Source organism: Ralstonia sp. 22086, assembly GCF_052045975.1.
In the GTDB taxonomy this organism is placed as follows: Bacteria; Pseudomonadota; Gammaproteobacteria; order Burkholderiales; family Burkholderiaceae; genus Ralstonia; species Ralstonia wenshanensis.
On record NZ_JBQEPZ010000001.1, the window covers coordinates 912,347 to 935,212 of the forward strand.

Consider the following 22,866-nt stretch of genomic DNA (forward strand, 5'->3'; position numbering starts at 1 on the left):
GGAGAACTGCGCTACTAGGCAGAAGGTGTTGGTTCCGGCGCGGACACGGGCGCACGGAATAGCGCATCCGGCTGCCACCAGACTGCGCCGTCGCGCTCAGCCACCTCAAGCTTGGACAAATGCGAGCCCCGGCAAGGTCCGCCCACGCACCGGCCAGTATCCGGCTCGTAAATGGCGCCATGCGTCGCGCACATTAGATACAGGCCCGAGCTTTCAAAAAACTGGCCTTCCTGCCAGTCCATTTCCATCGGCACGTGCGCGCATTGGTTCAGATAACCGTGAACGCCGCCCGCATAACGGACAACAAACGCGCTGATGAGCCGTCCGCGCACCTCCACCTGAAATCGGACACCCAGGCCTCCATCTTCCAGCGCAGCGCTTTCGCACACGCGAATCTGTTCAGCCATCTCAGGCATGTTGCGTCAGCCAGTTGTGTAAATCGGGGACCGACTTGGCGCTATACAGCGGTGTAAGCGAATCCAGCACATCAGCAGGATGCGCGCCGTATGTGACGGCGACGCCAGCGGCACCTGCATTGGCGGCCATCTGCAGGTCGTGCGTCGTGTCGCCAATCATCACGGTGCGCTCGACCTCCATGCCGAGGTCGCGCGTCAGTTCGAGCAGCATCGCGGGGTGCGGCTTGGAGAACGTCTCATCGGCGCACCGCGTGTTGTCGAACACGCCCGTCAGATTCGTCGCTTCCATCGCACGTTGCAGGCCAACGCGGGATTTGCCCGTCGCCACAGCCAGCAGATAGTTCTGGCTGCGCAGTCCCTCCAGCATTTCACGCACGCCGGGAAACAGCACAAGTTGGGCGTCTCGGCTGAGGTAATGGAAGCGATACCGGTCCGCCAGCTTGCCGTAATCGGCAGGATCGAGCGTCGGGACGGCATATTCGAGGGCATCCCGCAGGCCCAGGCCAATCACGTGGCTCGCCCGTGTATCGTCGGGCACCGGCAGATCAAGATCCCGGCATGCGAGCTGGATCGATCGGGTGATGGCCGATGTCGAGTCCATCAACGTGCCATCCCAATCGAACACGATCAGATCAAAGCGCTGCTGCGGCATCGGAATCGGGGCTCTGGAAAGCGTTGAGGAAATCGGCGCACTCGGAGGGCAACGGCGCATTGAACGTGACGGTTTCACCGCTTTGCGGATGCGTCAGCTGCAGGCGATGCGCATGCAAGAACATCCGCGCCAGTCGTGGCGAAGCATTCGCACGTGACAGCGCCTTGTTCAGGCCGAAATCGCCGTACTTGTCGTCGCCTAAAATCGGAAAACCGGCATGCGCAAGATGCACACGAATCTGGTGCGTGCGCCCCGTCTTCAGTTCAGCCTCCAGCAAGGTGTATGGGCCAAACACGCCGACCTTGTTGAAGATCGTGTGCGACGCCTGCCCATCGGCCTGCACGCGCACGCGGCGCTCGCCTTCCGGCGTGGTGTATTTGTGCAGCGGCGACTTGATATGTTGACGCTTGTGGGGCCAGACGCCTTTCACGGCCGCAAAGTACCGTTTATCCAACTGGCCTTCACGGATCTGCTCATGCAGCGCCACCAGCGCAGAGCGCTTTTTGGCGAGCAGCAAAACCCCCGACGTTTCGCGGTCGAGGCGGTGCACCAACTCCAGAAACTTCGCCTCCGGGCGCGATTGGCGCAATTGCTCGATCACCCCGAACGCCACCCCGGAGCCGCCGTGAACGGCCACCCCGGCGGGCTTATCGATCACCAACAGGTGTGTATCTTCGTGAAGAATCTTGAATTCGGCCGCCGGGACCACGCGCGGGGCTTCGGCCTGCTGGGCGATCCGAAGTGGCGGAATGCGGACCAGATCACCAAGCTTCAGACGGTATTCCGCGTCAATACGGCCTTTGTTAACGCGCACCTCGCCGGAACGCAGGATGCGGTAAATATGGCTTTTGGGCACGCCCTTGGCCACGCGCATCAAGAAATTATCGATGCGCTGCCCTTCTGCGTCCTCGCCGATTTCAACATAGGCGACCGACTTGCCGTCGAGTGCATCGCCGAGTGAGCCACGTCCGGCCTGTTGAATGCGGCCATCAAATGGATGGCGTAACTCATTCATTTTCAATATAATTTTCTCGCTGGACAGTCGTTAAGGCGCCAGCAACAGCCGGTCGGAACGAAACAACAGGTATTGTACACAGCCACCGTTTCGATCCGGAACGCGCCGATCTCTCGCCCACTTGTGTTACAAAGCTAACCACGTGGCCGACTAATCGGCACGAAAGCAGCACGCACCGCTGTCCCACCGCGCAGGACGTGAACCAAAGATCACGTCGGCAACGTCGGCCAGCGTAGAACGAGCAGCTGGTAGAACAGAATTCAAAGGCGGGCGCCACATGGTCATCCATACGGCGCCCGCTTGGTGAAAGAAGCCCTTGCCGCACCAGATTGGTGCCGGCCGGCTGAACATCCGGTTACCGCGTTGCCATGGCGGTCCGGCGGCAAAACTCCAAAAAGCAGCACGCCGCCCGATTTGCCCCGCCGCGGGTTTCGTCCGGACAGGCCGTCCGTCAATTCGCTCTTTGTGGTCGCTTCACGCGACTCGCCGCCGCCGGCCCGCCTGCACATGCATCGGGCCCGCGGCACGAGTGACAGGACGCGCAACTGGACGCCAACCGCGTCCGCGGACTCCGCCCTGCCATCCATGATGACGCGTGGAATGCCCTCATTTCTTTCGCCCGTGCCCCGTCGCGCCTTTTTTGTTGGCCGACACCTCGGCAATTCGTTGACCACCCGCTCCGCCTTCGCGTGCTCCATGAAGCGCCGTGCTTGCACGGCATTGGAGTGAGGTTGCAATGAAACGCATGTTGTTCAATGCGACGCAGCAAGAAGAACTGCGCGTCGCCATTGTCGATGGTCAGAAACTGATCGACATCGACATCGAAACCGCCGGCCGCGAACAGCGCAAGGGCAATATCTACAAGGGTGTCATCACCCGCATCGAGCCGTCGCTGGAAGCGTGCTTCGTCAATTACGGCGAAGAGCGGCACGGTTTCCTGCCCTTCAAGGAAGTCGCCCGCGCCTATTTCAAGGATGGGGTGGACGTGCGCGGCGCGCGCATCCAGGACGCCCTGTCCGAAGGCCAGGAACTGATCGTCCAGGTTGAAAAGGAAGAACGCGGCAACAAGGGCGCAGCCCTGACCACGTTCATCTCGCTGGCCGGCCGCTACCTGGTGCTGATGCCCAACAACCCGCGCGGCGGCGGTGTGTCGCGCCGCATCGAGGGCGAAGACCGCCAGGAACTGCGCGAGACGATGGCGCAACTGCAAGTGCCGGACGGCATGAGCATCATCGCCCGCACCGCCGGCATCGGCCGCTCGGCTGAAGAGCTGCAGTGGGACTTGAACTACCTGATGCAGTTGTGGAAGGCCGTTGATGGCGCCGCCGTCGACAACAAGGCCCCGCTGTTGATCTATCTCGAATCCAGCCTGGTGATCCGCGCGATTCGCGATTACTTCCAGCCGGATATCGGTGAAATCCTGATCGATACGGACGACATCTACGATCAGGCCCGCGCTTTCATGAGCGTGGTGATGCCCGACAACATGAATCGGGTGAAGAAGTACCGCGACGACGTTCCTCTGTTCTCGCGCTTCCAGATCGAACACCAGATTGAATCGGCGTACTCGCGCATGGTCATGCTGCCCTCGGGTGGCGCCATCGTGATCGACCACACAGAGGCGCTGGTCGCCATTGATGTGAACTCGGCGCGTGCCACCAAGGGCGCCGATATCGAGGAAACCGCCGCGCGCACCAACCTTGAGGCCGCCGACGAAATCGCTCGCCAGCTCCGCCTGCGTGACTTGGGTGGTCTGATCGTGATCGACTTCATCGACATGGAGTCGAGCAAGGCCCAGAAGGACGTCGAAACGCGCCTGAAAGACGCGCTGCGCCACGACCGCGCCCGCGTGCAGATGGGCAAGATCAGCCGATTCGGCCTGATGGAGCTGTCGCGCCAGCGCCTGCGTCCGTCGCTGTCGGAAGGCTCGCACGTCACTTGCCCGCGCTGTAACGGCACGGGCCACATTCGCGATACCGAATCGTCTGCCCTGCAGGTGCTGCGCATCATCCAGGAAGAGGCGATGAAGGAAAACACCGCCGCGATCCACTGCCAAGTGCCGGTGGAAGTGGCTGCGTTCCTGCTCAACGAGAAGCGCCCGGACATCAACCTGATCGAGACGCGCTTCAAAGTCAACGTGCTGCTGATCCCGAACAAGCATCTGGAGACGCCGCACTACAAGCTGGAGCGCCTGCGCCACGACGATCCGCGCCTGGACGACGACAAGGCCAGCTACAAGATGGCCGAAGAGGCCGCCAAGGAACTGGAAGCCGACACCGCGTACAGCACCCGCAAGGAAGCTGCCAAGCCGCGCCAGGAAGCCGCCGTCAAGGGCATCACGCCGGACCAACCGGCGCCCGTGTCGGTGCCGCGTGCTGAGCGTCCGGCTCGTACTGAAGCTGCTCCGGCACCGCAGGCTCCGGCTCCGGTACCTGCCCAGGGTGGTTTTGTTTCGTGGCTGAAATCGCTGTTTGGCGCCAAACCGGCCGAGCCGGTGGTGGCCGCGCCCGTCGAAACGCCGAAGCAACGTGCGGAAGAAGGCAACCGCCAAGGCCGTGGCAATCGTCAGGACCGCGGCGGCCGTGGCCAGCGCGGCGAACGTGGTGAGCGCCAAGGTCAGGGCCAGAACGGCCGTGATGGCAACCGCCAGGGCCGTGAGCGCAACGAAGCCCGCGAAGGTCAGCAACAAGTCCAGCGCGAAGGCCAACGTGACGGTCAGCGCGGCAACCGCGATCGCAACCGTCAACCGGCCCAGGTCGAGGGCGGTGTTCGCGAGACGGCAGAAGCCCGTCAGCCGCAGCAAGGCCAGGAAGTGCGTGGCGAGGGCCAGAATCAGGGCCAAGGCCGCCGCGAACGCAATCAGGAACGTCGCGAGCGCCAGCCGCGTGAGGGCCGGGAAGCCCGCGAAGGTCGTGAACCGCGCGAGGCACGTGAAAACCGCGAGCCGCGCGAAAGCCGTGGCGAACGCGACCAACAAGCCAAGGAAGCCGCAGCCGTGGCCACCGAAGCTCTGGTCGACCAGACTTCCGCATCGCAAGTGCCGCAACCGCTGCTGGACACCGCGGCTCCGGCAGAAGGCTTCGTGGGCGAAGGCGTGACTCCGGGCGTGGAAGGCAACGGTGAAGGTGAAGAGCGCCGCCGCCGTGGCCGCCGTGGCCGCAACCGCTATCGCCGCGACCGCGAGGGCGCGGAAGGCGTCCGTGCGGAAGGTGAAGGCGAAAACGAAGGCGCTGAAAGCGCAGACGAAGCCGTCGCCGAAATGCATGCCGAGCCGGTACTGCCCGCGACCGTGACGGAACCGGTGCAGACGACGTCGTTCGCTCCGGTTGAGAACCCGGCTCCGGTGGTGCAAGAGCCGGTGCATGCTGCGGAAGCCGTGGCGCCTGTGTCGGCCCTGCCGCAAGTGCAGCCGACGGAGCCCGCGCTGGCAACGGCTACCGCAGCACCCGCCCCGGAAGCCACGGTGGCAGCACCTCAAGAAGCCATCGTGACGGCGTTTGCCGAAGTGCCGGCTCCGGTCAGCACGATTGCCCAGGCTTCGCCGTTGCCGATCGAGACCCTGCAGAGCGTGCTGGACAACGCCGGCATGACATGGGTCCACACTGACGGTCAGAAGCTGCGTGCTTCGCAGGAAGAAGCTGCGCGCACCGTTACGGCACCGCGTGTGCCGCGCGAGCGCAAACCGCTGCCGCCAGTTCAGCACGGCCCGATGGTGCTGGTCGAGACCAATCGCCCGGCGGGTGGTGCAGACCAGCAGTAAGCAGCACACCGGCGGGTAACCGCCGGGGCAAATACTTGAGGGCGGCTTCGGCCGCCCTTTTTCCTGTGTGCGATATGTCGAGTATGAAACCCCACCGCCCGCGCGGAACAGGGGCTGCGCTACACTCGAAGCTGTATCGGATGGAACCGTCCCCGCTTCGTGGATTGACGCACCGCACCACGCCATGACCGAAACCGTCATCCCCCTCTACGATCTGCGTGATGGTCAGCACCATCGCGCCACGGTACCCAGCGTGCCCAATGTGCTCATCCCGGCAGAGGGCAGGCTGACGGACACGCGCGGCCGCCGGCTGCACGATCTGCGCATCTCGGTGACGGACCGCTGCAACTTCCGCTGCGTCTATTGCATGCCGAAAGACGTGTTCGACAAGGACTACCGCTTCCTGAGGCATTCCGAGCTGCTCTCGTTCGAGGAGATCGAACGCATGGCGCGGCTGTTCATCGAGCACGGCGTCGAGAAGATCCGGCTAACCGGCGGCGAGCCCCTGCTGCGCAAGGACATCGAACGCCTGGTCGAAATGCTCGCGCGCCTGACCACAGCCGAAGGCAAGCCGCTGGACCTGACGCTCACGACCAATGGCGCTCTGCTCGCACGCAAGGCGCAGTCGCTCAAGGATGCTGGTCTCAGCCGCGTGACGGTCAGCCTTGACGGCATCGACGATGCGACTTTCCGCCGCATGAACGACGTCGATTTTGCGGTGGGCGAGGTGCTGCATGGCATTGAAGTAGCGCACAAGGTCGGCCTGGCACCGATCAAGGTCAACATGGTCGTCAAGAAAGGCGACAACGATGACCAGATCGTGCCGATGGCGCGCCACTTCCGTGGCAGCGGGATCATCGTCCGCTTTATCGAATACATGGACGTTGGCACGACCAACCACTGGGAAATGCGTTCTGTCGTGCCGTCGGCGGAGGTCATCGAGCGTCTGTCTGCCGAGTTTGCGATTGAGCCCGTGTCGGCCAACTACAGCGGCGAGACGGCCGAGCGCTGGCGCTACGTTGATGGCACAGGCGAGATCGGCGTGATTTCCAGCGTGACACAGGCGTTCTGCCACGATTGCACGCGCGCCCGGTTATCGACCGAAGGCAAGCTGTATCTGTGCCTGTTCGCCACAGAAGGCTTCGACCTGCGCGCGCTATTGCGCGGCGGCGCGACCGATCTTGAACTCTCCAATGCGATCCGCACGGTCTGGCAGGGCCGCACCGACCGCTACTCCGAACTGCGTGCCAGCGGCAAGGCCCAGCCGGTCGGCCGGCGCATCGAAATGTCCTACATCGGCGGCTGAATTCGCCAGCGTTCAACGACATGATTCCAACATCCGACATCACCGGCCTGATCCTGGCCGGCGGCCGGGGCAGCCGCATGGGCGGCGTCGACAAGGGCCTGCAGACGTTTCGCGGCGCGCCAATGGCGATGCACACATTGATGCGCCTGTCGCCGCAGGTAGGCCACATGCTGGTCAACGCCAATCGCAACCTCGCCGCGTACGAATCGTTTGGCGTGCCGGTGGTGGCGGATTCGGTGCCCAACTTTGCCGGCCCCTTGGCAGGCATCCTGGCCGGGCTGGAACAATGCCAGACGCGCTACCTGCTGACTGCGCCTTGCGATTCGCCGTTCGTGCCGACCGACCTCGCTGCCAAGCTCTCGCAGGCAATGGACGAGGCCAACGCGCGCATCGCCATGCCGGTGACAATGGAGCCGGATGCGCAAGGTCAACCGCGCCGGCAAGTGCAGCCGGTATTCTGTCTGATCGATACGTTGCTGGCCGACGACCTGATCGCCTATCTGCAAGGCGGCGGCCGCAAGATCGAAACCTGGACCGCGCGCCACGCGACGGTGGACGTGTTGTTTGACGACAGCACCGCCTTCGCCAACATCAACACGCTGGAAGAGCTGCACCATTTGGCCGAGCGCCGCTAGAGCGCCAACGCCATCCGATCCCTCATCGACGTCATGACCACCCTCGCCTCTGTCGTTTCGTGCCTGTCCGATTACGATCCGAACGCCCTGCCCGTCGCGCAAGCGCAAGCCATCATGCGCGACTTCGTCCAGCCGGTGACGGGCGTTGCCCGCGTGCCCATTCGCAGCGCGCTGGATCGCGTGCTGGCCGAAGACGTGCTGTCGTCCATCGACGTGCCGGCGCACGACAACTCGGCGATGGACGGTTTCGCCTTTGCCAGCGCGGAACTGGCCGGCGACGCAGGCGAAGTCTCATTGCGCGTGATCGGCACGGCGTACGCGGGCGTCGCCTTTGACGGCGTGCCCAGCGCAGGCGAGGCCGTGCGCGTGATGACAGGCGCCGTCATGCCGACGGGCTGCGATACGGTCATCCCGCAGGAATTCACGCAAGGCGATGCCAATACCGTCCGCTTTGCCCGCGATGCCGTGCGCGCCGGCGACAACCGTCGTCTGCGTGGTGAAGATCTCGCGCATGGCAGCGCCGCGCTGTCCGCCGGCCGTACGCTGCGCCCTGCCGATATCGGCCTGCTCGCCTCGCTCGGCATCGCCGAAGTCTCTGTGCGCCGCAAGCTGCGCGTGGCGTTCTTCTCGACCGGCGACGAGCTGCGCTCCATTGGTGAACCGCTCGACGCCGGCTGCGTGTACGACTCCAACCGCTACACGCTGCACGGCATGCTCTCGCGCCTGGGGGTGGAACTGCTCGACATGGGCGTCGTGCGCGATGACCCGGCGGCGCTCGAAGCCGCCTTCCGCACCGCCGCCGAAAATGCCGATGCGATCATCACGTCGGGCGGCGTCTCCGTCGGCGAAGCAGACTTCACCAAACAGATGATGGCCAAGCTCGGTGACGTGACGTTCTGGAAGATCGCCATGCGCCCGGGCCGGCCGATGGCGTTCGGGCGCATCGCGTCAAATGGCCGCAGCGCGTTCCTCTTTGGATTACCCGGAAACCCGGTGGCAGTGATGGTGACGTTCTATCACTTCGTGCGCGGCGCGCTGCTGCGCATGATGGGCGCCACCGACGCGGGCGCGCCGTTGGTGCCGGCCGTGAGCGCCGCCCCGATCCGCAAGCGCCCGGGCCGCACGGAATATCAGCGCGCGATCGCCGCCCTGAATGACAGGGGCCAGCTCGAAGTCCGCCTCACCGGCCAGCAAGGCTCGGGCGTGCTGCGTTCCATGAGCGAAGCAAACTGCTTCGTCGTGCTCGCCCACGAACAAGGCCAGGTCAACGCCGGCGACGCCGTGCAGGTCCTGCTGTTCGACGGCCTCGTCTGAGCGGCGTGGCGGCAGCGGCTCTTGCGCTGGCTGCAACACGGCATGCTGTCGGTTTTTTGCGTCACCTGCGGGCTGCGGGTATCGGCGCATCGGTCGATTCGCTACACTCTGCGCCAGTTTGATTGTTTCGGATTTGAGCTTGAGCACTGCCATGATGACCAAGGAGATTGCGTATCTTCACCCGGCCCACACCGCACGCGCGCTGGTGCTGGTGTATCTCTGTTTCTCGCTGCCGGTCGTAGGGCTGTTCTTCTTCGTCGGCTTCGTCCGCTACGGTGAACTGCCGACGATTGTTGTGCTCAGCGGCCTGATCCTCAATGCCTTGGTTGGTTTTGGTGCGCTGTGGCTGGCCTGCCATGCCTACAACTGGGTCGCCGAGCGCTTTGGCGGTATCGAGATCCTGTTGCGCGACGTGCCGGAAGAAGCCTGATTGCTTCTGCGCGGTTCAAGAAAAGGGGCGGAAATATCCGCCCCTTTTCTTTTGCTGATGCCAACGTTCTGCTGGGCGCTGCCTTATTCGGCCTCGGTTTCGTCGTCCTGGGGCACGGTGGTTTCCAACCCCAGCACGCTCTGCGCGGAATCGCTCGGCAGCGCCTCCACCGCCTTGAGCTTGCGGTTCATCTGGCGCGTCCGCACCTCGGCCTGCTCGATGTTGCTGACGGCCCGCTCCAGCGTTTTCTTCGTCGCGGCGAGCACGTCGCCAAATTTTCCGAATTCGCTCTTCACCGCGCCGAGCACCTGCCAGACTTCGCTGGACCGCTTTTCCAGCGCCAGCGTTCGGAAGCCCATCTGCAGGCTGTTGAGGATGGCCGTAAGCGTGGTCGGACCCGCCACCGTTACGCGGAACTTGCGCTGCAATTCGTCCGTCAGGCCCGGTCGGCGCAGCACTTCAGCGTAGAGACCCTCGGTCGGCAGGAAAAGGATGGCGAAGTCGGTCGTGGCCGGCGGCGCGATGTATTTCTCCTGGATGGTCTGCGCCTCTTTGCGCACTGCGACTTCCAGCTCGCGGCTCGCGCTCGCAGCGCCTTCGGCATCGGCACGTTCCTGTGCATCGAGCAGGCGTTCGTACTGCTCCTTCGGGAACTTGGCATCGATCGGCAGCCAGACCGTTGCATCGTGATCGGCATCGGTTTTGCCGGGCAGGCGTATGGCAAATTCCACGCGCGCGCCGGTGCCGTGCACGGTTTCGACGTTCTTGTCGTACTGCTCGGGCGTGAGCATCTGCTCCAGCAGCATCTCAAGCTGAACTTCGCCCCAGGTGCCGCGCGTCTTCACATTGGTCAGCACCTTCTTCAGGTCGCCCACACCCTGGGCCAGCGCCTGCATTTCGCCCAGACCGCGATGCACCTGTTCCAGCCGATCCGACACCAGCTTGAACGATTCGCCCAGCCGCTGCTCCAGCGTGGCGTGCAGCTTTTCGTCGACCGTGCGGCGCATCTCGTCGAGCTTGGTCGCGTTGTTCGCCTCGATGTCCTTGAGCTTCTGTTCCAGCGTGGCGCGCACCTCGGCCAGACGGCGCTCGTTGCCCTCACCCAATTGCGCGAGCTGCTGCTGCATCGTCTCGCCAAAGCGGCGCAGCGCGTTGCCCTGCTCGTCGCGTGCCTGCTGGGCTTGCTGCTGCAGGTTCTGGCGCACGGACTCAAGCTGCTGCGTGTTCGTCTCAGTCAGCTTGGTGAGCTGCTGCGCGAACGTGTCGATCTGGTTGTTCTGCAGCGTGGCGACACTGGTGAGCTGCGTGGCCAGCACCTGCTGGAATTGCCCCAGTTGTTGGGTGACGTCGCTGCGGCCGATGCGGGCCGTCTCGGCAATTTCGCCGCGCAGTTCTCGCTCGATGCGTTCATTACCGCGCGTGAGTTCCCGCATGAGCCCATCTTGCAGTGCCGCGAGCATCGGCGACATATCGTTTTCCGCCGGGCGAGACCCGCCGCGCCAGATCAACACACACAGCACAGCCACCACGGCCACGCCCAGCAACGTCAGTAAAGCCAGCCAGTCCATATCTGCGTTCGGTCAGGAGGACGCGCGCTGCGCCAGCGCATCCGGGTTCAACAAGTTGGGCGGTTGCCCTGCGTGCGGGCCGAAGCCGAGCGCAGCGATCAGGTTGTCGGCCGCCAGATTGGCCATGCCCAGGCGCGTGCCCAAGGTGGCACTGGCAATGTGCGGCGTGAGCGCAACGTGCTCGGCGTCCAGCAACGCCGGATGCACCTTCGGCTCGCCCTCGTACACATCTAGGCCGGCCGCGAAGATGCGCTTGTCCGCCAGCGCCTGCGCCAACGCGGCGTCATCCACGATGCCGCCGCGCGCGAGGTTGACCAGCGTAGCGGTAGGCTTCATCTGTGCCAGCTCAGCGGCGCCGATAGCATGGTGGCTTTCCTTGGAATACGGCAGCACCAGCACGAGGTGATCCGCCTGTTTCAGCAGCGCGTCCTTGCTGACGTACGTGGCGCGCGTCTCCTGTTCGACTTCGGGCGAAAGGCGGCTGCGGTTGTGATAGATCACGCGCATCGAGAAGCCGCTTGCACGCCGCGCCAGCGCCTGGCCAATGCGGCCCATGCCAAGAATGCCCAGCGTGCTGCCATACACCTCGGCCCCGAGGAAGGCATCGTAAGTCCAGCGCTTCCAATGCCCCTCACGTAGCCAGCGTTCGGATTCGGACACGCGGCGTGCGGCGGCCATCAGCAAGGCCCAGCCGAAATCGGCGGTGGTCTCGGTCAGGATGTCCGGCGTGTTGGTCGCCAGGATGCCTGCACGCGTCATCGCCGCGAGGTCAAAGTTGTTGTAGCCGACGGCCATGTTGCACACCGCACGCAGCGTCGGCACGCGGCTGATCAGATCAGCGTTGATCGTGTCGGCGGCATTGGACAGCAGGCCAACGCGGCCTTGCAGACGCTCGGCCAGCGCTTCGGGCGGATACGCGACGTCCGCCTGGTTGTCGATCACGTCGAAGGTCTCGCGCAAGCGCTCAAGCACCTCGGGAAACATCGCGCGGGTGACAAGGATTCCGGGTTTCATACGTTCAACACACGTTCGGTTAGCGGAAGAAGACGAAGGTCATCAGAACGAAAATCGGCACGAGAATGCACACGGACCACAGCATGTACCCAAAGAAGCTCGGCATCCGCAGGCCGCGACTTTCGGCGATGGCCTTGACCATCAGGTTGGGCGCGTTGCCGATGTAAGTGTTGGCGCCCATGAACACGGCCGCGGCGGAAATGGCGGCCAGCGTGGAGGCGCCCTCGCTCATCAGCATGCGCGCGTCGCCGCCGGCGGTATTGAAGAACACAAGATACGTCGGCGCATTGTCGAGGAACGAAGACAGCAACCCCGTGGCCCAGAAATACATCGCGTTGTTCGGCTGGCCCGCGCTGTCGTTGACGAGATGGACGATGCCCGCGAACGGGCCGTCCACGCCGGCCTTGAGCATGGCGATCACCGGCCCGATCGTGATGAAGATGCCGGCGAACAGCTTGGCGACTTCCAAGATGGGCTCCCAGTTGAACTCATTGCCGGCGCGTGCGCTTGTCGGGGTTAGCCACAGCGAAAGCAGCGCGATGGCCACCAACCCGATGTCACGCACCACGTTCTGCAACAGCACCTCGGTGCCCATCACGTAGAAGACGATGCCGGGCTTCCACAGCCCGCTCATCAGCACGAGTCCAAGAATGCCCGCCAGCAGCACAAAGTTGACGTTGCCCTCGAAGCGCAACGGGCCTGCATCATCCGGCGTGGCATCAGTGATGTTGGGCAGTTCTTCCTTGCCCGTGTGATAGAAGTAGCTGTCGATGACGAAGAAGATCGCCAGCAGCAGCACCCACATCGTCAACGTCTGGCGCCACAGATGTTGCGCGGTCCAGAAAAACTCGACGCCCTGCAAGAAGCCCAGGAACAGAGGCGGATCGCCCAGCGGCGTAAGCGCCCCACCGGCATTGGCCACCAGAAAGATGAAGAACACGACGACGTGTGCGCGATGCCGGCGTGCCTCGTTGGCGCGCAGCAAAGGCCGGATCAAAAGCATGGCTGCACCGGTGGTCCCCATGATGCTGGCCAGGGCCGTGCCAAGCGCGATCAAGCCCGTATTGAGCTTTGGCGTAGCGTGCAGGTTGCCGCGAATGCAGATACCGCCTGCAACAACGTACAAAGCGGCGATCAGCGCGATGAAGGGAATGTATTCAGCCAGGGCGGCATGATTGACGGAAGCGATGGCCGCGTCAGAGCCGAACACGATCCCGAACGGCACCAGAAGCGCCAAGGCCCACGCCGCCGCGATCTTGCCGTAATGGTCGTGCCATAGCTTGGGCACGACGAGCGGTGCAATGGCAATCGAGAGCAGGATGCCCGCAAACGGCACACCCCATAACAGATACAACTCAGCACCGCTCACTTCAGCGGCGCGCGCCAGGCCACAGACAAACAGGAAGACAAGGGGCCAGAGGCGTTTCACGTAGGCGTTCTCCTAATCGCGGGCGCACACCGCAAATGCGGCCGCGCCACACAAACAAAGACGCCAGTGTAAACGCCAGAGGTCTGTCGGCCCCCAAACATCCACAGAGGTTTGATGCAGCAAGGAGCCCCGAACGCTGTCTCAGGCAGCCATCACCACAATCACGTGCACGCGATACGGGCCGTGTGCGCCGAGCACGATGGTCTGCTCAATATCGCCCGTGCGCGATGGGCCGCTGATGACGTTGGTGGCGCGCGGCAGCTCGCCCCGCTCCGCACGCATCAGCGTATAGGCGTCTTCCAGATTGGCGACGATGCGCGACTGCGGCACCACGGCGATATGCGTCTCGGGCAGCAGCGCCGTGGAGGCGACGTTCTCCGGCCCCGACAGCAGCATTAGCGAGCCCGTCTCGGCAATCGCGCAGAAGCAACCCGTAATGCCAACGAGATCGCCGTGTTCCAGATCGGCTTGCGCCTCGCGCACGGGCGGACGGAATTCGATGTCGATGCCCGCGGCCGCCCAGTCCAGCGATTGCAAGGTGGTCCAGGCCACCGCCTGAGGCTTGAGGCTAAGGCCGGCCAGATAGCGAGCCACAGCGCCCGGCACGTCGGATAGCGCGTCCACCGTATCCAGCGTCGAGGCCATCTTCAGTGCCTGCTCAGCGAAATGCGCGGCGAGATCCTCAGGCATTGGCGGGCGCGGGCCGGCAGGATGGCGCGCGAGGTAGTCCGCCACGGCGTCGCGCTCACCCTGCGTCGGTTTCGCGGGACGATGCTGCGCATTGCGGATGCGCGCAAAGATGGCATCGCGTGCGCGGCTGGTGTCGAGCGGATCGACGGGGGTGTCCGGTTGTGATTCCATGGCGGCTCCGAAAGATCGGTCGATTATACGAGCCGCTTTCAGCACGATCCGCCTACGCCGTTGAAACTTATTCGGCGCGGGCGTGAGCCTTATTGCACACCAAACACTTGCTTCAGATACGTGAGGTAGGCCGGATCGTCGCACATGGTCTTCTCAGGCGCATCCGACAGTTTGGCCACCGGCTGGCCGTTGCAGCGGACCATCTTGATGACGATCTGCAGCGGCGTGTAGCCCAGGTCGTTTGTCAGATTGGTCCCCACGCCAAACGCCAGCTTGCATCGGCCGTGGAAGCGCTCATACAGGCCGATGACCTTGGGCATGTCGAGACTGTCGGAGAAGATCAGCGCCTTGGACTTCGGCTCGGCGCGCATGTCCTCGTAATGTTTGAGCATGCGCTCGCCCCACTCGAACGGATCGCCGGAATCGTGCCGAACGCCGTCGAAGAGCTTGCAGAAGAACATGTCGAAATCGCGCAGAAAGGCGTCAAAGCCGTAGGTATCCGACAGCGCGATACCGAGGTCGCCGCGATATTCCTTGGCCCAGGTTTCCAGCGCAAAGGTCTGGGAATCGCGCAGGCGCGGGCCGAGTGCCTGACAGGCCTGCAGGTATTCGTGCGCCATGGTGCCAAGCGGCGTCATGCCGTGCTTCATGGCGAAGTAGACGTTGCTGGTGCCCGCGTATTGGGCGCCGAGCTGCGCACGTGTCTCCAGCAGCACATGCTCGTGCCAGGTGTGTGAGAAGCGGCGGCGGGTGCCGTAGTCGGCAATGCGGCATTCTTCCAGGCCGGGGCGCTTGAGCGACGCCAGCTTGTCGGTCAGGCGGCGTTTGCCCTCCTCCCACTGCGGGTGCGTCTGCGTGCGGCTGAAGAACACCTCGTTGACGATGGCCAGGACCGGCACTTCAAACATGATCGTGTGCAGCCAGGGCCCCGCGATGACGATCTCGATCTGCCCGTCGTTGCTGGCAGCCGGGCGCACGTCGATGTACTTCTCGTTGAGATGGAACAGGCCGAGAAAATCGACGAAATCGCTCTTGATGAAGCGCATGCCGCGCAGGTAATCGAGCTCGGCATCGGTAAAGCGCAGGGTGCACAGGTGGCGGATTTCCGCGCGAATCTCGTCAATGAACGGCACCAGATCGACGCCCGCGTTACGGCACTTGAAGCGGTATTCAACGTGCGCACCGGGAAAGTGATGCAGCACCACCTGCATCATCGTGAATTTGTACAGATCGGTATCGAGCAGCGAGCGGATGATCATCGGACGGCGCCAAAAGCCATATGAACTGGCCGTCATGCTAACCGAAGCCACGCGGTACGCCTGCGGCACTCACACAAATCCCGGTCCACGGCCCGGAAAATGGCCGTTTTGAGGTTCCAACCGGACGGAAAACCCCTTGATTCCGCTATAATTTCCGGTTTCCGACCGGATTTTTGCACCATGGAAGCAGAACGCCTCAATGCCGTCCAGAACACGTTGGCCGACCTGAAGTCGCGCGCCGACGACCTTCGGAGGTATCTTTGACTACGACGTCAAATCTGAACGTCTAGTTGAAGTCGACAAGGAACTCGAGAACCCCGAGGTCTGGAACGATCCCAAACGCGCCCAGGAGCTGGGTCGCGAAAAGAAGTCGCTTGAAACCGTCGTACTGGCCCTGACCAAGCTCGACGAAGACCTCACCGGCGGCGCCGAGCTGTTCGAGCTGGCCCGCGAGGAGGGTGACGACGACACCATCGAAGCCATCGAGGCTGACACCGCGGGCATGCGCGCCATTGTCGAAGACATGGAATTCCGCCGCATGTTCTCCGGCCCGATGGACGCTGCCAACTGCTTCATCGACATCCAGGCCGGCGCCGGCGGCACCGAAGCGTGCGACTGGGCGTCGATGCTGCTGCGCCAGTACCTGAAGTACTGCGAGCGCAAGGGCTTCAAGACCGAAGTGCTGGAAGAGTCCGAAGGCGACGTAGCCGGCATCAAGAGCGCGTCGATCAAGGTCGAGGGCGAATACGCGTTTGGCTTCCTGCGCACCGAAACCGGCGTGCACCGCCTGGTGCGCAAGTCGCCGTTCGACTCTGCGGGTGGCCGCCATACGTCGTTCTCGTCGATCTTCGTGTATCCGGAAGTCGATGATTCGATCGAGATCGAGGTCAACCCGGCCGATCTGCGTGTCGACACGTATCGCGCTTCGGGCGCGGGCGGTCAGCACATCAACAAGACGGATTCGGCCGTGCGGATTACGCACATCCCGACCGGCATCGTCGTGCAATGCCAGAACGACCGCTCGCAGCACCGCAACCGCGCCGAAGCGATGACGATGCTGAAGTCGCGTCTGTACGAGCACGAGCTGCGCAAGCGTCAGGCTGCTGCTGACGCACAAGAAGCCGCGAAGACCGACGTGGGCTGGGGCCATCAGATCCGCTCTTACGTGCTGGACCAGAGCCGCATCAAGGATCTGCGCACGAACGTGGAAATCTCCAACACGCAGAAGGTGCTGGACGGCGACCTCGACCCGTTTATTCAGGCGAGCCTGAAACAGGGCGTCTGATCCAAGCCAAACCTGAGCGACTGCCATGTCCGACACGTCCCTGTTCATCCTGACCGGTGCCTCGCGCGGCCTGGGCGCCGCGCTGGCCCAGGCGCTGATGCAACCCGGTCGCCGCCTGATCTGCGTGGCACGCGGCGATAACGCCGAATTGCGCGCGCAGGCGGCAGCTGCCGGCGTGACGCTCGACTGGCACCAGGTCGACCTGTCCGACGCGCATGCCGCCGAGGCGTGGATGACCAAGACGCTTGCCGCCCTGCCCGCCTTTGCCAACGTGACGCTGGTGCTCAACGCCGGCGCGGTCGAGCCGATCGGCACCATCGACACGCTGCGTGCCGATACGCTGCTGCCGCACCTGCAGCTGAACCTGGCCGGCCCGATGGCGCTGACCGCTGCCCTGCTGCGAGGCACCGCCGACTGGAACGCGCAGCGCCGCGTGCTGGCGGTCTCGTCGGGCGCAGCACGCCGGCCGATCGCCGGTTGGGCAGCGTATTGCACGGGTAAGGCGGGGCTCGACATGTTTGTGCGCGCCATCAACGCCGATGGCGACGCCAGCGTGCGCGCCGTGGCGCTTGCCCCGGGCGTGATCGACACCGACATGCAACGCACCATCCGCGGCGCCGACTTTGCCGGCGTGCAGCGCTTCCGCGATCTGCACGCGCATGGCGAGCTGGTCTCGCCGCAAGACGCCGCTGCGCGCATCGCCGCCTACCTCGTCCGCCCCGACTTTGGCGCGACCGAGCTGGTCGACCTGCGCAACATCGCCTGAACCGACATCCCTCTCATCACCATCATGACCGAACAGAACAACCCGGCCGAATCGAATACCGCGGCCGCCGTGCCGGCGCAGGACGACAACAAGATCATCGCCGAGCGCCGCGAGAAGCTTGCCGAGATCCGCCAGCAAGGCGTCGCGTTTCCCAATGATTTCCGCCCGACGCACCATGCCGGTGATCTGCAAGCGAAATACCGCGAGTTGGAACAGGCTGCGTTCGAAGCCGAACCGGTGCAGGTGGCCATCGCCGGCCGCATGATGCTCAAGCGCGTGATGGGCAAGGCCAGCTTTGCCACTGTGCAGGACGCCACCGACCGCATCCAGTTCTACATCAGCCGCGACGCCGTGGGTGAAGATGTCTACGCCAGCTTCAAGAAGTGGGACCTGGGCGACATCGTGGCTGCGCGCGGCACGCTGATGAAGACGAAAACCGGCGAACTGTCGGTAGCTGTGACGGAACTGCGCCTGCTCTCGAAGAGCCTGCGTCCGCTGCCGGGCGACTACTACGGCCTGGCCGATCAGGAACAGAAGTATCGCCAGCGCTACGTCGATCTGATCGTCTCGAAGGAAACGCGCGACACGTTCCGCGCCCGCACCAAGGCCATGGCCTCGCTGCGCAACTTCATGGCCGGCAACGGTTTCATGGAAGTCGAGACGCCGATGCTGCATCCGATCCCGGGCGGCGCGGCAGCCAAGCCATTCATCACGCACCACAATGCGCTGGACATGCAGATGTTCCTGCGCATCGCACCGGAGCTGTACCTCAAGCGCCTGATCGTGGGCGGTTTCGAGCGTGTGTACGAGATCAACCGCAACTTCCGTAACGAGGGCGTGTCTCCGCGACACAACCCCGAGTTCACGATGATGGAGTTCTACGCGGCCTACACGGACTACCGCTGGCTGATGGACTTCACCGAGCAACTGATCCGCCAGGCCGCCATCGACGCCTCGGGCACCGCCACGCTCACCTATCAAGGCCGCGAGCTGGATCTTGCCAAGCCGTTCCATCGCCTGACCATCTGCCAAGCGATCCAGAAGTACGCGCCGCAATACACCGACGCGCAACTTGCCGATGTCGACTTCCTGCGCGCCGAGCTGAAGAAGTTCAAGATCGACACGAACGCGCCGCAATTCCTGAACGCCGGCGTTGGCACGCTGCAGCTCGTGCTGTTTGAAGAAACCGCCGAATCGCAACTGTGGGAGCCGACGTTCATCATCGACTACCCGGTCGAAGTGTCGCCGCTGGCACGGGGCTCCGACACGCTGCCCGGCATCACCGAGCGCTTCGAGCTGTTCATCACCGGCCGCGAAATCGCCAACGGCTTCTCCGAACTGAATGACCCGGAAGACCAAGCCGAGCGCTTCCGCAAGCAGGTCGAACAGAAGGACGCCGGCGACGAGGAAGCCATGTTCTATGACGCCGACTACATCCGCGCATTGGAATACGGCATGCCTCCGACCGGCGGCTGCGGCATTGGCATCGACCGCCTGGTGATGCTGCTCACCGACAGCCCGAACATCCGCGACGTGATCCTTTTCCCGCACCTGCGCCGCGAAGACTGATCGGCTCGGACGATCGCCTTGGAAAAACGCCCTTTCAGGGCGTTTTTTATTGCCCGCGCCTGCGCAAAACGCGCGCCCACCCCGCTATTTGTAACATCGTTGCGCTTCAACACTGTGTATCAAATTCCGCCAAGCACCTGATTTTTAAGGGAAAAGTCTGAGTACAGATGCTTACAAATTAAAACGGCATCCGTTTGGGCGATGGACCACACTGTGATCATCGAAGGGCCGAACAACGAACCAATCACGGGCCGCAGGAGAACGAAGATGACGAACAAGATCCAACCGAACCAAGGTCAACAATACGGTGGCACCTCGCCGGGTCAGGTGCCGTCGTCGTCACGACGCATGCATCCGCTGATGACCACGGCGGCTGTGGCCGTGATCATCGCAAGCCTGACCGCTGTGGCCGCCATCACCGGCGTGCTGCCGACATCGAAGGCTACGCAGGGCAGCACCGACCCGAATGTGGCTGCGCAATCTGGAGCCGCCATGCCGGGCGCTTCGGCCCCGATGGCGTTGGCCGCACCGGGCCAGACGACGCAGCCGAATCAGGCCGCTCCGTATCCGGCACAGAACGTTGCGCCTGCTCCGGCGCGAGCCCGTGAACCGTCGTACGCTGAACGCGCGCCGTCCACCAACCCCAGCTACGCGCAAACACAGCCGCGCCAGTCGGCCAGCCCCTATGCCGGCCATGTGACGTCGGTCACGCCGATCACAACGCAAGGCAAGGAAACAGGCCTCGGCATGATCGGTGGCGCGGTGGTGGGCGGGCTGCTGGGTAACCAGATTGGCCGCGGCAATGGCCGTACGCTTGCGACGGTCGGCGGCGCGGTGGCAGGCGGTTACGGTGGCCATGTGGCGGAGAACTACTACAGCCGCGACACCCAATACCGTGTGAACGTGCGCATGGACAACGGTACGAACCGCAGCTTCACGTACAAGGCTGCACCGGGCTTCCAGGCAGGCGAACGCGTCCATATCGAGAACGGTACGCTGGTGGCTGGCTAATCCGCCGTCGCCTTCGACCCAAAAGAAAAACCGGCCCTCGGGCCGGTTTTTTCATGCGTACGCGTTGGAGGCTACGCGTTTATTCCGCTTCGTCGATCCACGCCTGCTGGATGGCTTCGAGAAACTTCTCGCCGCCACGCTTGTGGTCGTCGTCAAAGCCTTCCAGCGTGACAACCTTGTTATGCAGGTCAACAAAGTTCAGCCGCGTCGGATCGACGTCAGGGTACTTGTCGTACAGCGCTTCCGCGATCTGCTGGATGTCGTTCCATTTCATGATGGGCTCCCTCCTCCGCTGGCCGCTTGGCTCAGTGGTTTTCCTTGGCGTGGTTGATCGTGTACTTCGGGATCTCGACGGTCAGGTCCGTATCCGCCACTTTGGCTTGGCAGGACAGGCGCGAGTTCGGCTCCAGGCCCCAGGCCTTGTCAAGCAGATCCTCTTCCTTCTCGGTCGCCTCTTCCAGCGAATTGAAACCCTCTCGCACGATCACGTGACAGGTCGTGCAGGCGCACGACTTCTCGCATGCGTGCTCGATCTCGATGTCGGCGCCCAACAGCGCGTCGCAGATGGTCGTGCCGGGCTTGGCTTCGATCACGGCCCCTTCCGGGCAGTATTCGACGTGAGGAAGAACGACGATGTGTGGCATGAAAAAACTCGATCGATAAGGGTGTTTTAGGGGATGCGATCGGCGATCAGCCGAGCTCCTCGATACGTTTGCCGGCGAGCGCCTTGCGAATGCCGCGGTCCATGCGGCGCGCAGCGAATTCGTCAGTGCCATGCGACAGGGCATCCACGGCGTCCTTGATGGCGCGGTGGTCTTCGCCCTGCATGGTGGTGCGCAGCGTGGCAATTTCGGTGTCGATGGCGGCGCGCTCTTCGGGCGACAGCAGATCGCCATCGGCCGCCAGCGCCTGCGACAGCGCCTCGAGCAAACGCTCGCCCTCAACGCGCTCTTCGGCCAGCGCACGACGGCGCATGTCGTCTTCGGCAGATTGGAAACCTTCCTGCAGCATGCGGGCGACGTCGTCATCGGCCAGACCGTACGACGGCTTCACCGCTATCGACGCTTCCACGCCCGACACCGTCTCGCGTGCCGACACCGACAGCAAACCGTCAGCATCCACCTGATACGTCACGCGAATACGCGCGGCACCGGCCACCATTGCCGGGATGCCGCGCAACTCGAAACGCGCCAGCGAACGGCAATCGCTCGCCAGTTCGCGCTCGCCTTGCAGCACATGGATGGCCATGGCCGTCTGACCGTCCTTGAACGTGGTGAATTCCTGTGCGCGCGCGACGGGAATCGTGCTGTTGCGCGGGATGATCTTCTCGACAAGGCCGCCCATCGTCTCAACGCCCAGAGACAGCGGAATCACGTCGAGCAGCAGCCAGTCTTCGCCCGGCGCACGGTTACCGGCCAGCAGGTTGGCCTGCATGGCCGCACCAATGGCGACCACCTGGTCGGGATCGAGGTTCGTGAGCGGCGTCTGGCCAAACAATTGGCCGACGGCACGGCGGATGATCGGCATGCGTGTCGCACCCCCGACCAGCACCACGCCCTTGACCTCTTCGACCGTCACGCCCGCATCGCGCAGCGCACGGCGCACCGGCGACAGCGTCTTCTGCACGAGGTTGGCGGTCAGGTCGGCAAAGGCCTCTGCAGTCAGCACGAGGTGCACGGTCTCGCCGGTGGAGAGCATCGCGTCAATCTCGGTGCTGTCGGCGGTGGAGAGCCACTCCTTGGCAGCGCGTGCCTTGTTCAGCAGCAGGCGCGTGTCTTCGGCAGACAGCGGTTGCAGACCGGCTTGCTCGACGATCCAGCAGACGATGCGCTGGTCGAAATCGTCCCCGCCGAGCGCGGAGTCGCCACCCGTCGACATCACCTCGAACACGCCCTTGGTGAGCTTGAGCACGGAGATGTCGAACGTGCCGCCACCGAGATCGTAGACCGCGTAGATGCCTTCGGAGCCATTGTCCAGGCCATAGGCGATGGCCGCGGCGGTCGGTTCGTTCAGCAGGCGCAGTACGTTCAGGCCGGCCAGCTTGGCGGCGTCCTTGGTAGCTTGGCGCTGCGCATCGTCAAAGTACGCGGGTACGGTGATGACGGCGCCGACGAGCTCGTCGCCGAGCGTGTCTTCGGCGCGCTGGCGCAGCGTGGCGAGAATCTCCGCCGACACTTCCACCGGGCTCTTCACGCCGGCCACGGTCTTCAACTGCACCATGCCGGGCGCGTCGACAAAGTCGTACGGCGTATTCTCGATGTGGGCGACATCCTTCAGGCCGCGCCCCATGAAACGTTTGACCGAGATGATGGTGTTCTTCGGGTCACGCACGGCTTCGGCCTGAGCCTTATAGCCAATATGCGCACCGCCCGTGGCCAGATAGCGCACCACGGAGGGCAGCAGCGGGCGGCCCTGATCATCGGGCAGCACTTCCGGCACGCTGCTGCGCACCGAAGCCACCAGCGAGTTGGTCGTGCCCAGGTCGATGCCCACCGCCAGACGGCGCTGGTGAGGTGCGGGCGATTCGCCAGGTTCGGAAATCTGCAGTAAAGCCATGGGGATGTCTCGATTGCGCG

General features: G+C 63.6%; 20 protein-coding genes. 9 read left to right on the plus strand and 11 right to left on the minus strand.

What is annotated here, in order from left to right:
- Positions 1-14: 14 nt before the first annotated feature.
- From ACTJK6_RS04275 to ACTJK6_RS04285, 3 genes are read right to left on the minus strand one after another with little or no spacing between them, the layout of a single operon-like run.
- Entirely contained in the window at positions 15-416 is a 402-nt protein-coding gene (locus tag ACTJK6_RS04275; RefSeq protein WP_260804251.1) for a Rieske (2Fe-2S) protein, read from the minus strand.
- Positions 409-1,068, minus strand: a complete 660-nt coding sequence (locus tag ACTJK6_RS04280) for an HAD-IA family hydrolase (protein ID WP_440838401.1) — start codon at positions 1,066-1,068, stop codon at positions 409-411. Before ACTJK6_RS04280 ends, ACTJK6_RS04275 begins: the two co-directional genes overlap by 8 nt.
- Positions 1,049-2,083, minus strand: coding sequence for an RluA family pseudouridine synthase (locus tag ACTJK6_RS04285; RefSeq protein WP_440838779.1), 1,035 nt, complete (start codon positions 2,081-2,083; stop codon positions 1,049-1,051). Before ACTJK6_RS04285 ends, ACTJK6_RS04280 begins: the two co-directional genes overlap by 20 nt.
- Before the next feature lie 736 nt (positions 2,084-2,819).
- Here ACTJK6_RS04285 and ACTJK6_RS04290 point away from each other — a divergent pair.
- The 5 genes from ACTJK6_RS04290 (at position 2,820) to ACTJK6_RS04310 (ending at position 9,528) form a co-directional block, all read left to right on the plus strand.
- Positions 2,820-5,843, plus strand: coding sequence for an Rne/Rng family ribonuclease (locus ACTJK6_RS04290; protein WP_260804252.1), 3,024 nt, complete (start codon positions 2,820-2,822; stop codon positions 5,841-5,843).
- Positions 5,844-6,027: 184 nt separating this feature from the next.
- Positions 6,028-7,149 carry a GTP 3',8-cyclase MoaA gene (gene moaA / locus ACTJK6_RS04295; RefSeq protein ID WP_232042392.1) on the plus strand — a complete coding sequence of 374 codons (1,122 nt, stop codon included), beginning with the start codon at positions 6,028-6,030 and terminating at the stop codon, positions 7,147-7,149.
- Between the two features lie 20 nt (positions 7,150-7,169).
- Positions 7,170-7,784 carry a molybdenum cofactor guanylyltransferase MobA gene (gene mobA / locus ACTJK6_RS04300; protein ID WP_440838402.1) on the plus strand — a complete coding sequence of 205 codons (615 nt, stop codon included), beginning with the start codon at positions 7,170-7,172 and terminating at the stop codon, positions 7,782-7,784.
- Between the two features lie 33 nt (positions 7,785-7,817).
- Complete coding sequence (gene moeA / locus ACTJK6_RS04305; RefSeq protein ID WP_414560404.1) at positions 7,818-9,098, plus strand: molybdopterin molybdotransferase MoeA; 1,281 nt, start codon at positions 7,818-7,820, stop codon at positions 9,096-9,098.
- A 151-nt stretch (positions 9,099-9,249) separates the two neighbouring features.
- Entirely contained in the window at positions 9,250-9,528 is a 279-nt protein-coding gene (locus ACTJK6_RS04310) for a hypothetical protein (protein WP_004635681.1), read from the plus strand.
- Positions 9,529-9,611: 83 nt separating this feature from the next.
- On the opposite strand, the gene rmuC is transcribed toward ACTJK6_RS04310, so the two are convergent.
- The 5 genes from rmuC to pncB form a co-directional block, all read right to left on the minus strand.
- The gene (rmuC, locus tag ACTJK6_RS04315; RefSeq protein WP_440838403.1) at positions 9,612-11,096 is read right to left on the minus strand and encodes a DNA recombination protein RmuC; all 1,485 of its coding nucleotides are present in this window, start codon (positions 11,094-11,096) and stop codon (positions 9,612-9,614) included.
- A 12-nt stretch (positions 11,097-11,108) separates the two neighbouring features.
- Positions 11,109-12,110 carry a 2-hydroxyacid dehydrogenase gene (locus tag ACTJK6_RS04320; protein ID WP_260804256.1) on the minus strand — a complete coding sequence of 334 codons (1,002 nt, stop codon included), beginning with the start codon at positions 12,108-12,110 and terminating at the stop codon, positions 11,109-11,111.
- A 19-nt stretch (positions 12,111-12,129) separates the two neighbouring features.
- Positions 12,130-13,539, minus strand: a complete 1,410-nt coding sequence (locus tag ACTJK6_RS04325; protein WP_440838404.1) for a sodium:proton antiporter — start codon at positions 13,537-13,539, stop codon at positions 12,130-12,132.
- A 141-nt stretch (positions 13,540-13,680) separates the two neighbouring features.
- Positions 13,681-14,400: a LutC/YkgG family protein gene (locus ACTJK6_RS04330; RefSeq protein ID WP_440838405.1), complete on the minus strand. Its 720-nt coding sequence runs from the start codon at positions 14,398-14,400 to the stop codon at positions 13,681-13,683.
- 89 nt (positions 14,401-14,489) lie between these two features.
- A complete protein-coding gene (gene pncB / locus ACTJK6_RS04335) occupies positions 14,490-15,659 on the minus strand; it encodes a nicotinate phosphoribosyltransferase (RefSeq protein ID WP_414561396.1) in 1,170 nt (389 codons plus the stop codon).
- Positions 15,660-15,839: 180 nt separating this feature from the next.
- Here pncB and prfB point away from each other — a divergent pair.
- From prfB to ACTJK6_RS04355, 4 genes are all read left to right on the plus strand, one after another.
- Positions 15,840-16,944, plus strand: a protein-coding gene (gene prfB / locus ACTJK6_RS04340; RefSeq protein WP_139219361.1) for a peptide chain release factor 2 whose coding sequence is annotated in 2 segments (ribosomal slippage) — positions 15,840-15,920 and positions 15,922-16,944 — 1,104 coding nt in all. Because the reading frame shifts where the segments join, the coding sequence is not laid out codon by codon here.
- Between the two features lie 25 nt (positions 16,945-16,969).
- Complete coding sequence (locus ACTJK6_RS04345) at positions 16,970-17,710, plus strand: SDR family oxidoreductase (RefSeq protein WP_440838406.1); 741 nt, start codon at positions 16,970-16,972, stop codon at positions 17,708-17,710.
- Between the two features lie 24 nt (positions 17,711-17,734).
- Positions 17,735-19,279, plus strand: a complete 1,545-nt coding sequence (gene lysS / locus ACTJK6_RS04350; RefSeq protein WP_260804260.1) for a lysine--tRNA ligase — start codon at positions 17,735-17,737, stop codon at positions 19,277-19,279.
- A 267-nt stretch (positions 19,280-19,546) separates the two neighbouring features.
- A complete protein-coding gene (locus tag ACTJK6_RS04355; RefSeq protein ID WP_440838407.1) occupies positions 19,547-20,290 on the plus strand; it encodes a glycine zipper 2TM domain-containing protein in 744 nt (247 codons plus the stop codon).
- Between the two features lie 79 nt (positions 20,291-20,369).
- Here ACTJK6_RS04355 and iscX read toward each other — a convergent pair whose 3' ends face one another.
- From iscX to hscA, 3 genes are read right to left on the minus strand one after another with little or no spacing between them, the layout of a single operon-like run.
- Positions 20,370-20,564, minus strand: coding sequence for a Fe-S cluster assembly protein IscX (gene iscX / locus ACTJK6_RS04360; protein ID WP_009238557.1), 195 nt, complete (start codon positions 20,562-20,564; stop codon positions 20,370-20,372).
- 31 nt (positions 20,565-20,595) lie between these two features.
- A complete protein-coding gene (gene fdx / locus ACTJK6_RS04365) occupies positions 20,596-20,934 on the minus strand; it encodes an ISC system 2Fe-2S type ferredoxin (RefSeq protein ID WP_024976131.1) in 339 nt (112 codons plus the stop codon).
- A 46-nt stretch (positions 20,935-20,980) separates the two neighbouring features.
- Positions 20,981-22,846 carry a Fe-S protein assembly chaperone HscA gene (hscA, locus tag ACTJK6_RS04370; protein ID WP_260804262.1) on the minus strand — a complete coding sequence of 622 codons (1,866 nt, stop codon included), beginning with the start codon at positions 22,844-22,846 and terminating at the stop codon, positions 20,981-20,983.
- Positions 22,847-22,866 lie beyond the last annotated feature (20 nt).

Excerpts from the sequence above, each read along its gene's own strand:
- ACTJK6_RS04275 (WP_260804251.1), bottom strand. The coding sequence starts at position 416 with ATGCCTGAGATGGCTGAACAGATTCGCGTGTGCGAAAGCGCTGCGCTG.
- ACTJK6_RS04280 (WP_440838401.1), bottom strand. The coding sequence starts at position 1,068 with ATGCCGCAGCAGCGCTTTGATCTGATCGTGTTCGATTGGGATGGCACG.
- ACTJK6_RS04285 (WP_440838779.1), bottom strand. The coding sequence starts at position 2,083 with ATGAATGAGTTACGCCATCCATTTGATGGCCGCATTCAACAGGCCGGA.
- ACTJK6_RS04290 (WP_260804252.1), top strand. The coding sequence starts at position 2,820 with ATGAAACGCATGTTGTTCAATGCGACGCAGCAAGAAGAACTGCGCGTC.
- moaA (WP_232042392.1), top strand. The coding sequence starts at position 6,028 with ATGACCGAAACCGTCATCCCCCTCTACGATCTGCGTGATGGTCAGCAC.
- mobA (WP_440838402.1), top strand. The coding sequence starts at position 7,170 with ATGATTCCAACATCCGACATCACCGGCCTGATCCTGGCCGGCGGCCGG.
- moeA (WP_414560404.1), top strand. The coding sequence starts at position 7,818 with ATGACCACCCTCGCCTCTGTCGTTTCGTGCCTGTCCGATTACGATCCG.
- ACTJK6_RS04310 (WP_004635681.1), top strand. The coding sequence starts at position 9,250 with ATGATGACCAAGGAGATTGCGTATCTTCACCCGGCCCACACCGCACGC.
- rmuC (WP_440838403.1), bottom strand. The coding sequence starts at position 11,096 with ATGGACTGGCTGGCTTTACTGACGTTGCTGGGCGTGGCCGTGGTGGCT.
- ACTJK6_RS04320 (WP_260804256.1), bottom strand. The coding sequence starts at position 12,110 with ATGAAACCCGGAATCCTTGTCACCCGCGCGATGTTTCCCGAGGTGCTT.
- ACTJK6_RS04330 (WP_440838405.1), bottom strand. The coding sequence starts at position 14,400 with ATGGAATCACAACCGGACACCCCCGTCGATCCGCTCGACACCAGCCGC.
- pncB (WP_414561396.1), bottom strand. The coding sequence starts at position 15,659 with ATGATCATCCGCTCGCTGCTCGATACCGATCTGTACAAATTCACGATG.
- ACTJK6_RS04345 (WP_440838406.1), top strand. The coding sequence starts at position 16,970 with ATGTCCGACACGTCCCTGTTCATCCTGACCGGTGCCTCGCGCGGCCTG.
- lysS (WP_260804260.1), top strand. The coding sequence starts at position 17,735 with ATGACCGAACAGAACAACCCGGCCGAATCGAATACCGCGGCCGCCGTG.
- ACTJK6_RS04355 (WP_440838407.1), top strand. The coding sequence starts at position 19,547 with ATGACGAACAAGATCCAACCGAACCAAGGTCAACAATACGGTGGCACC.
- iscX (WP_009238557.1), bottom strand. The coding sequence starts at position 20,564 with ATGAAATGGAACGACATCCAGCAGATCGCGGAAGCGCTGTACGACAAG.
- fdx (WP_024976131.1), bottom strand. The coding sequence starts at position 20,934 with ATGCCACACATCGTCGTTCTTCCTCACGTCGAATACTGCCCGGAAGGG.
- hscA (WP_260804262.1), bottom strand. The coding sequence starts at position 22,846 with ATGGCTTTACTGCAGATTTCCGAACCTGGCGAATCGCCCGCACCTCAC.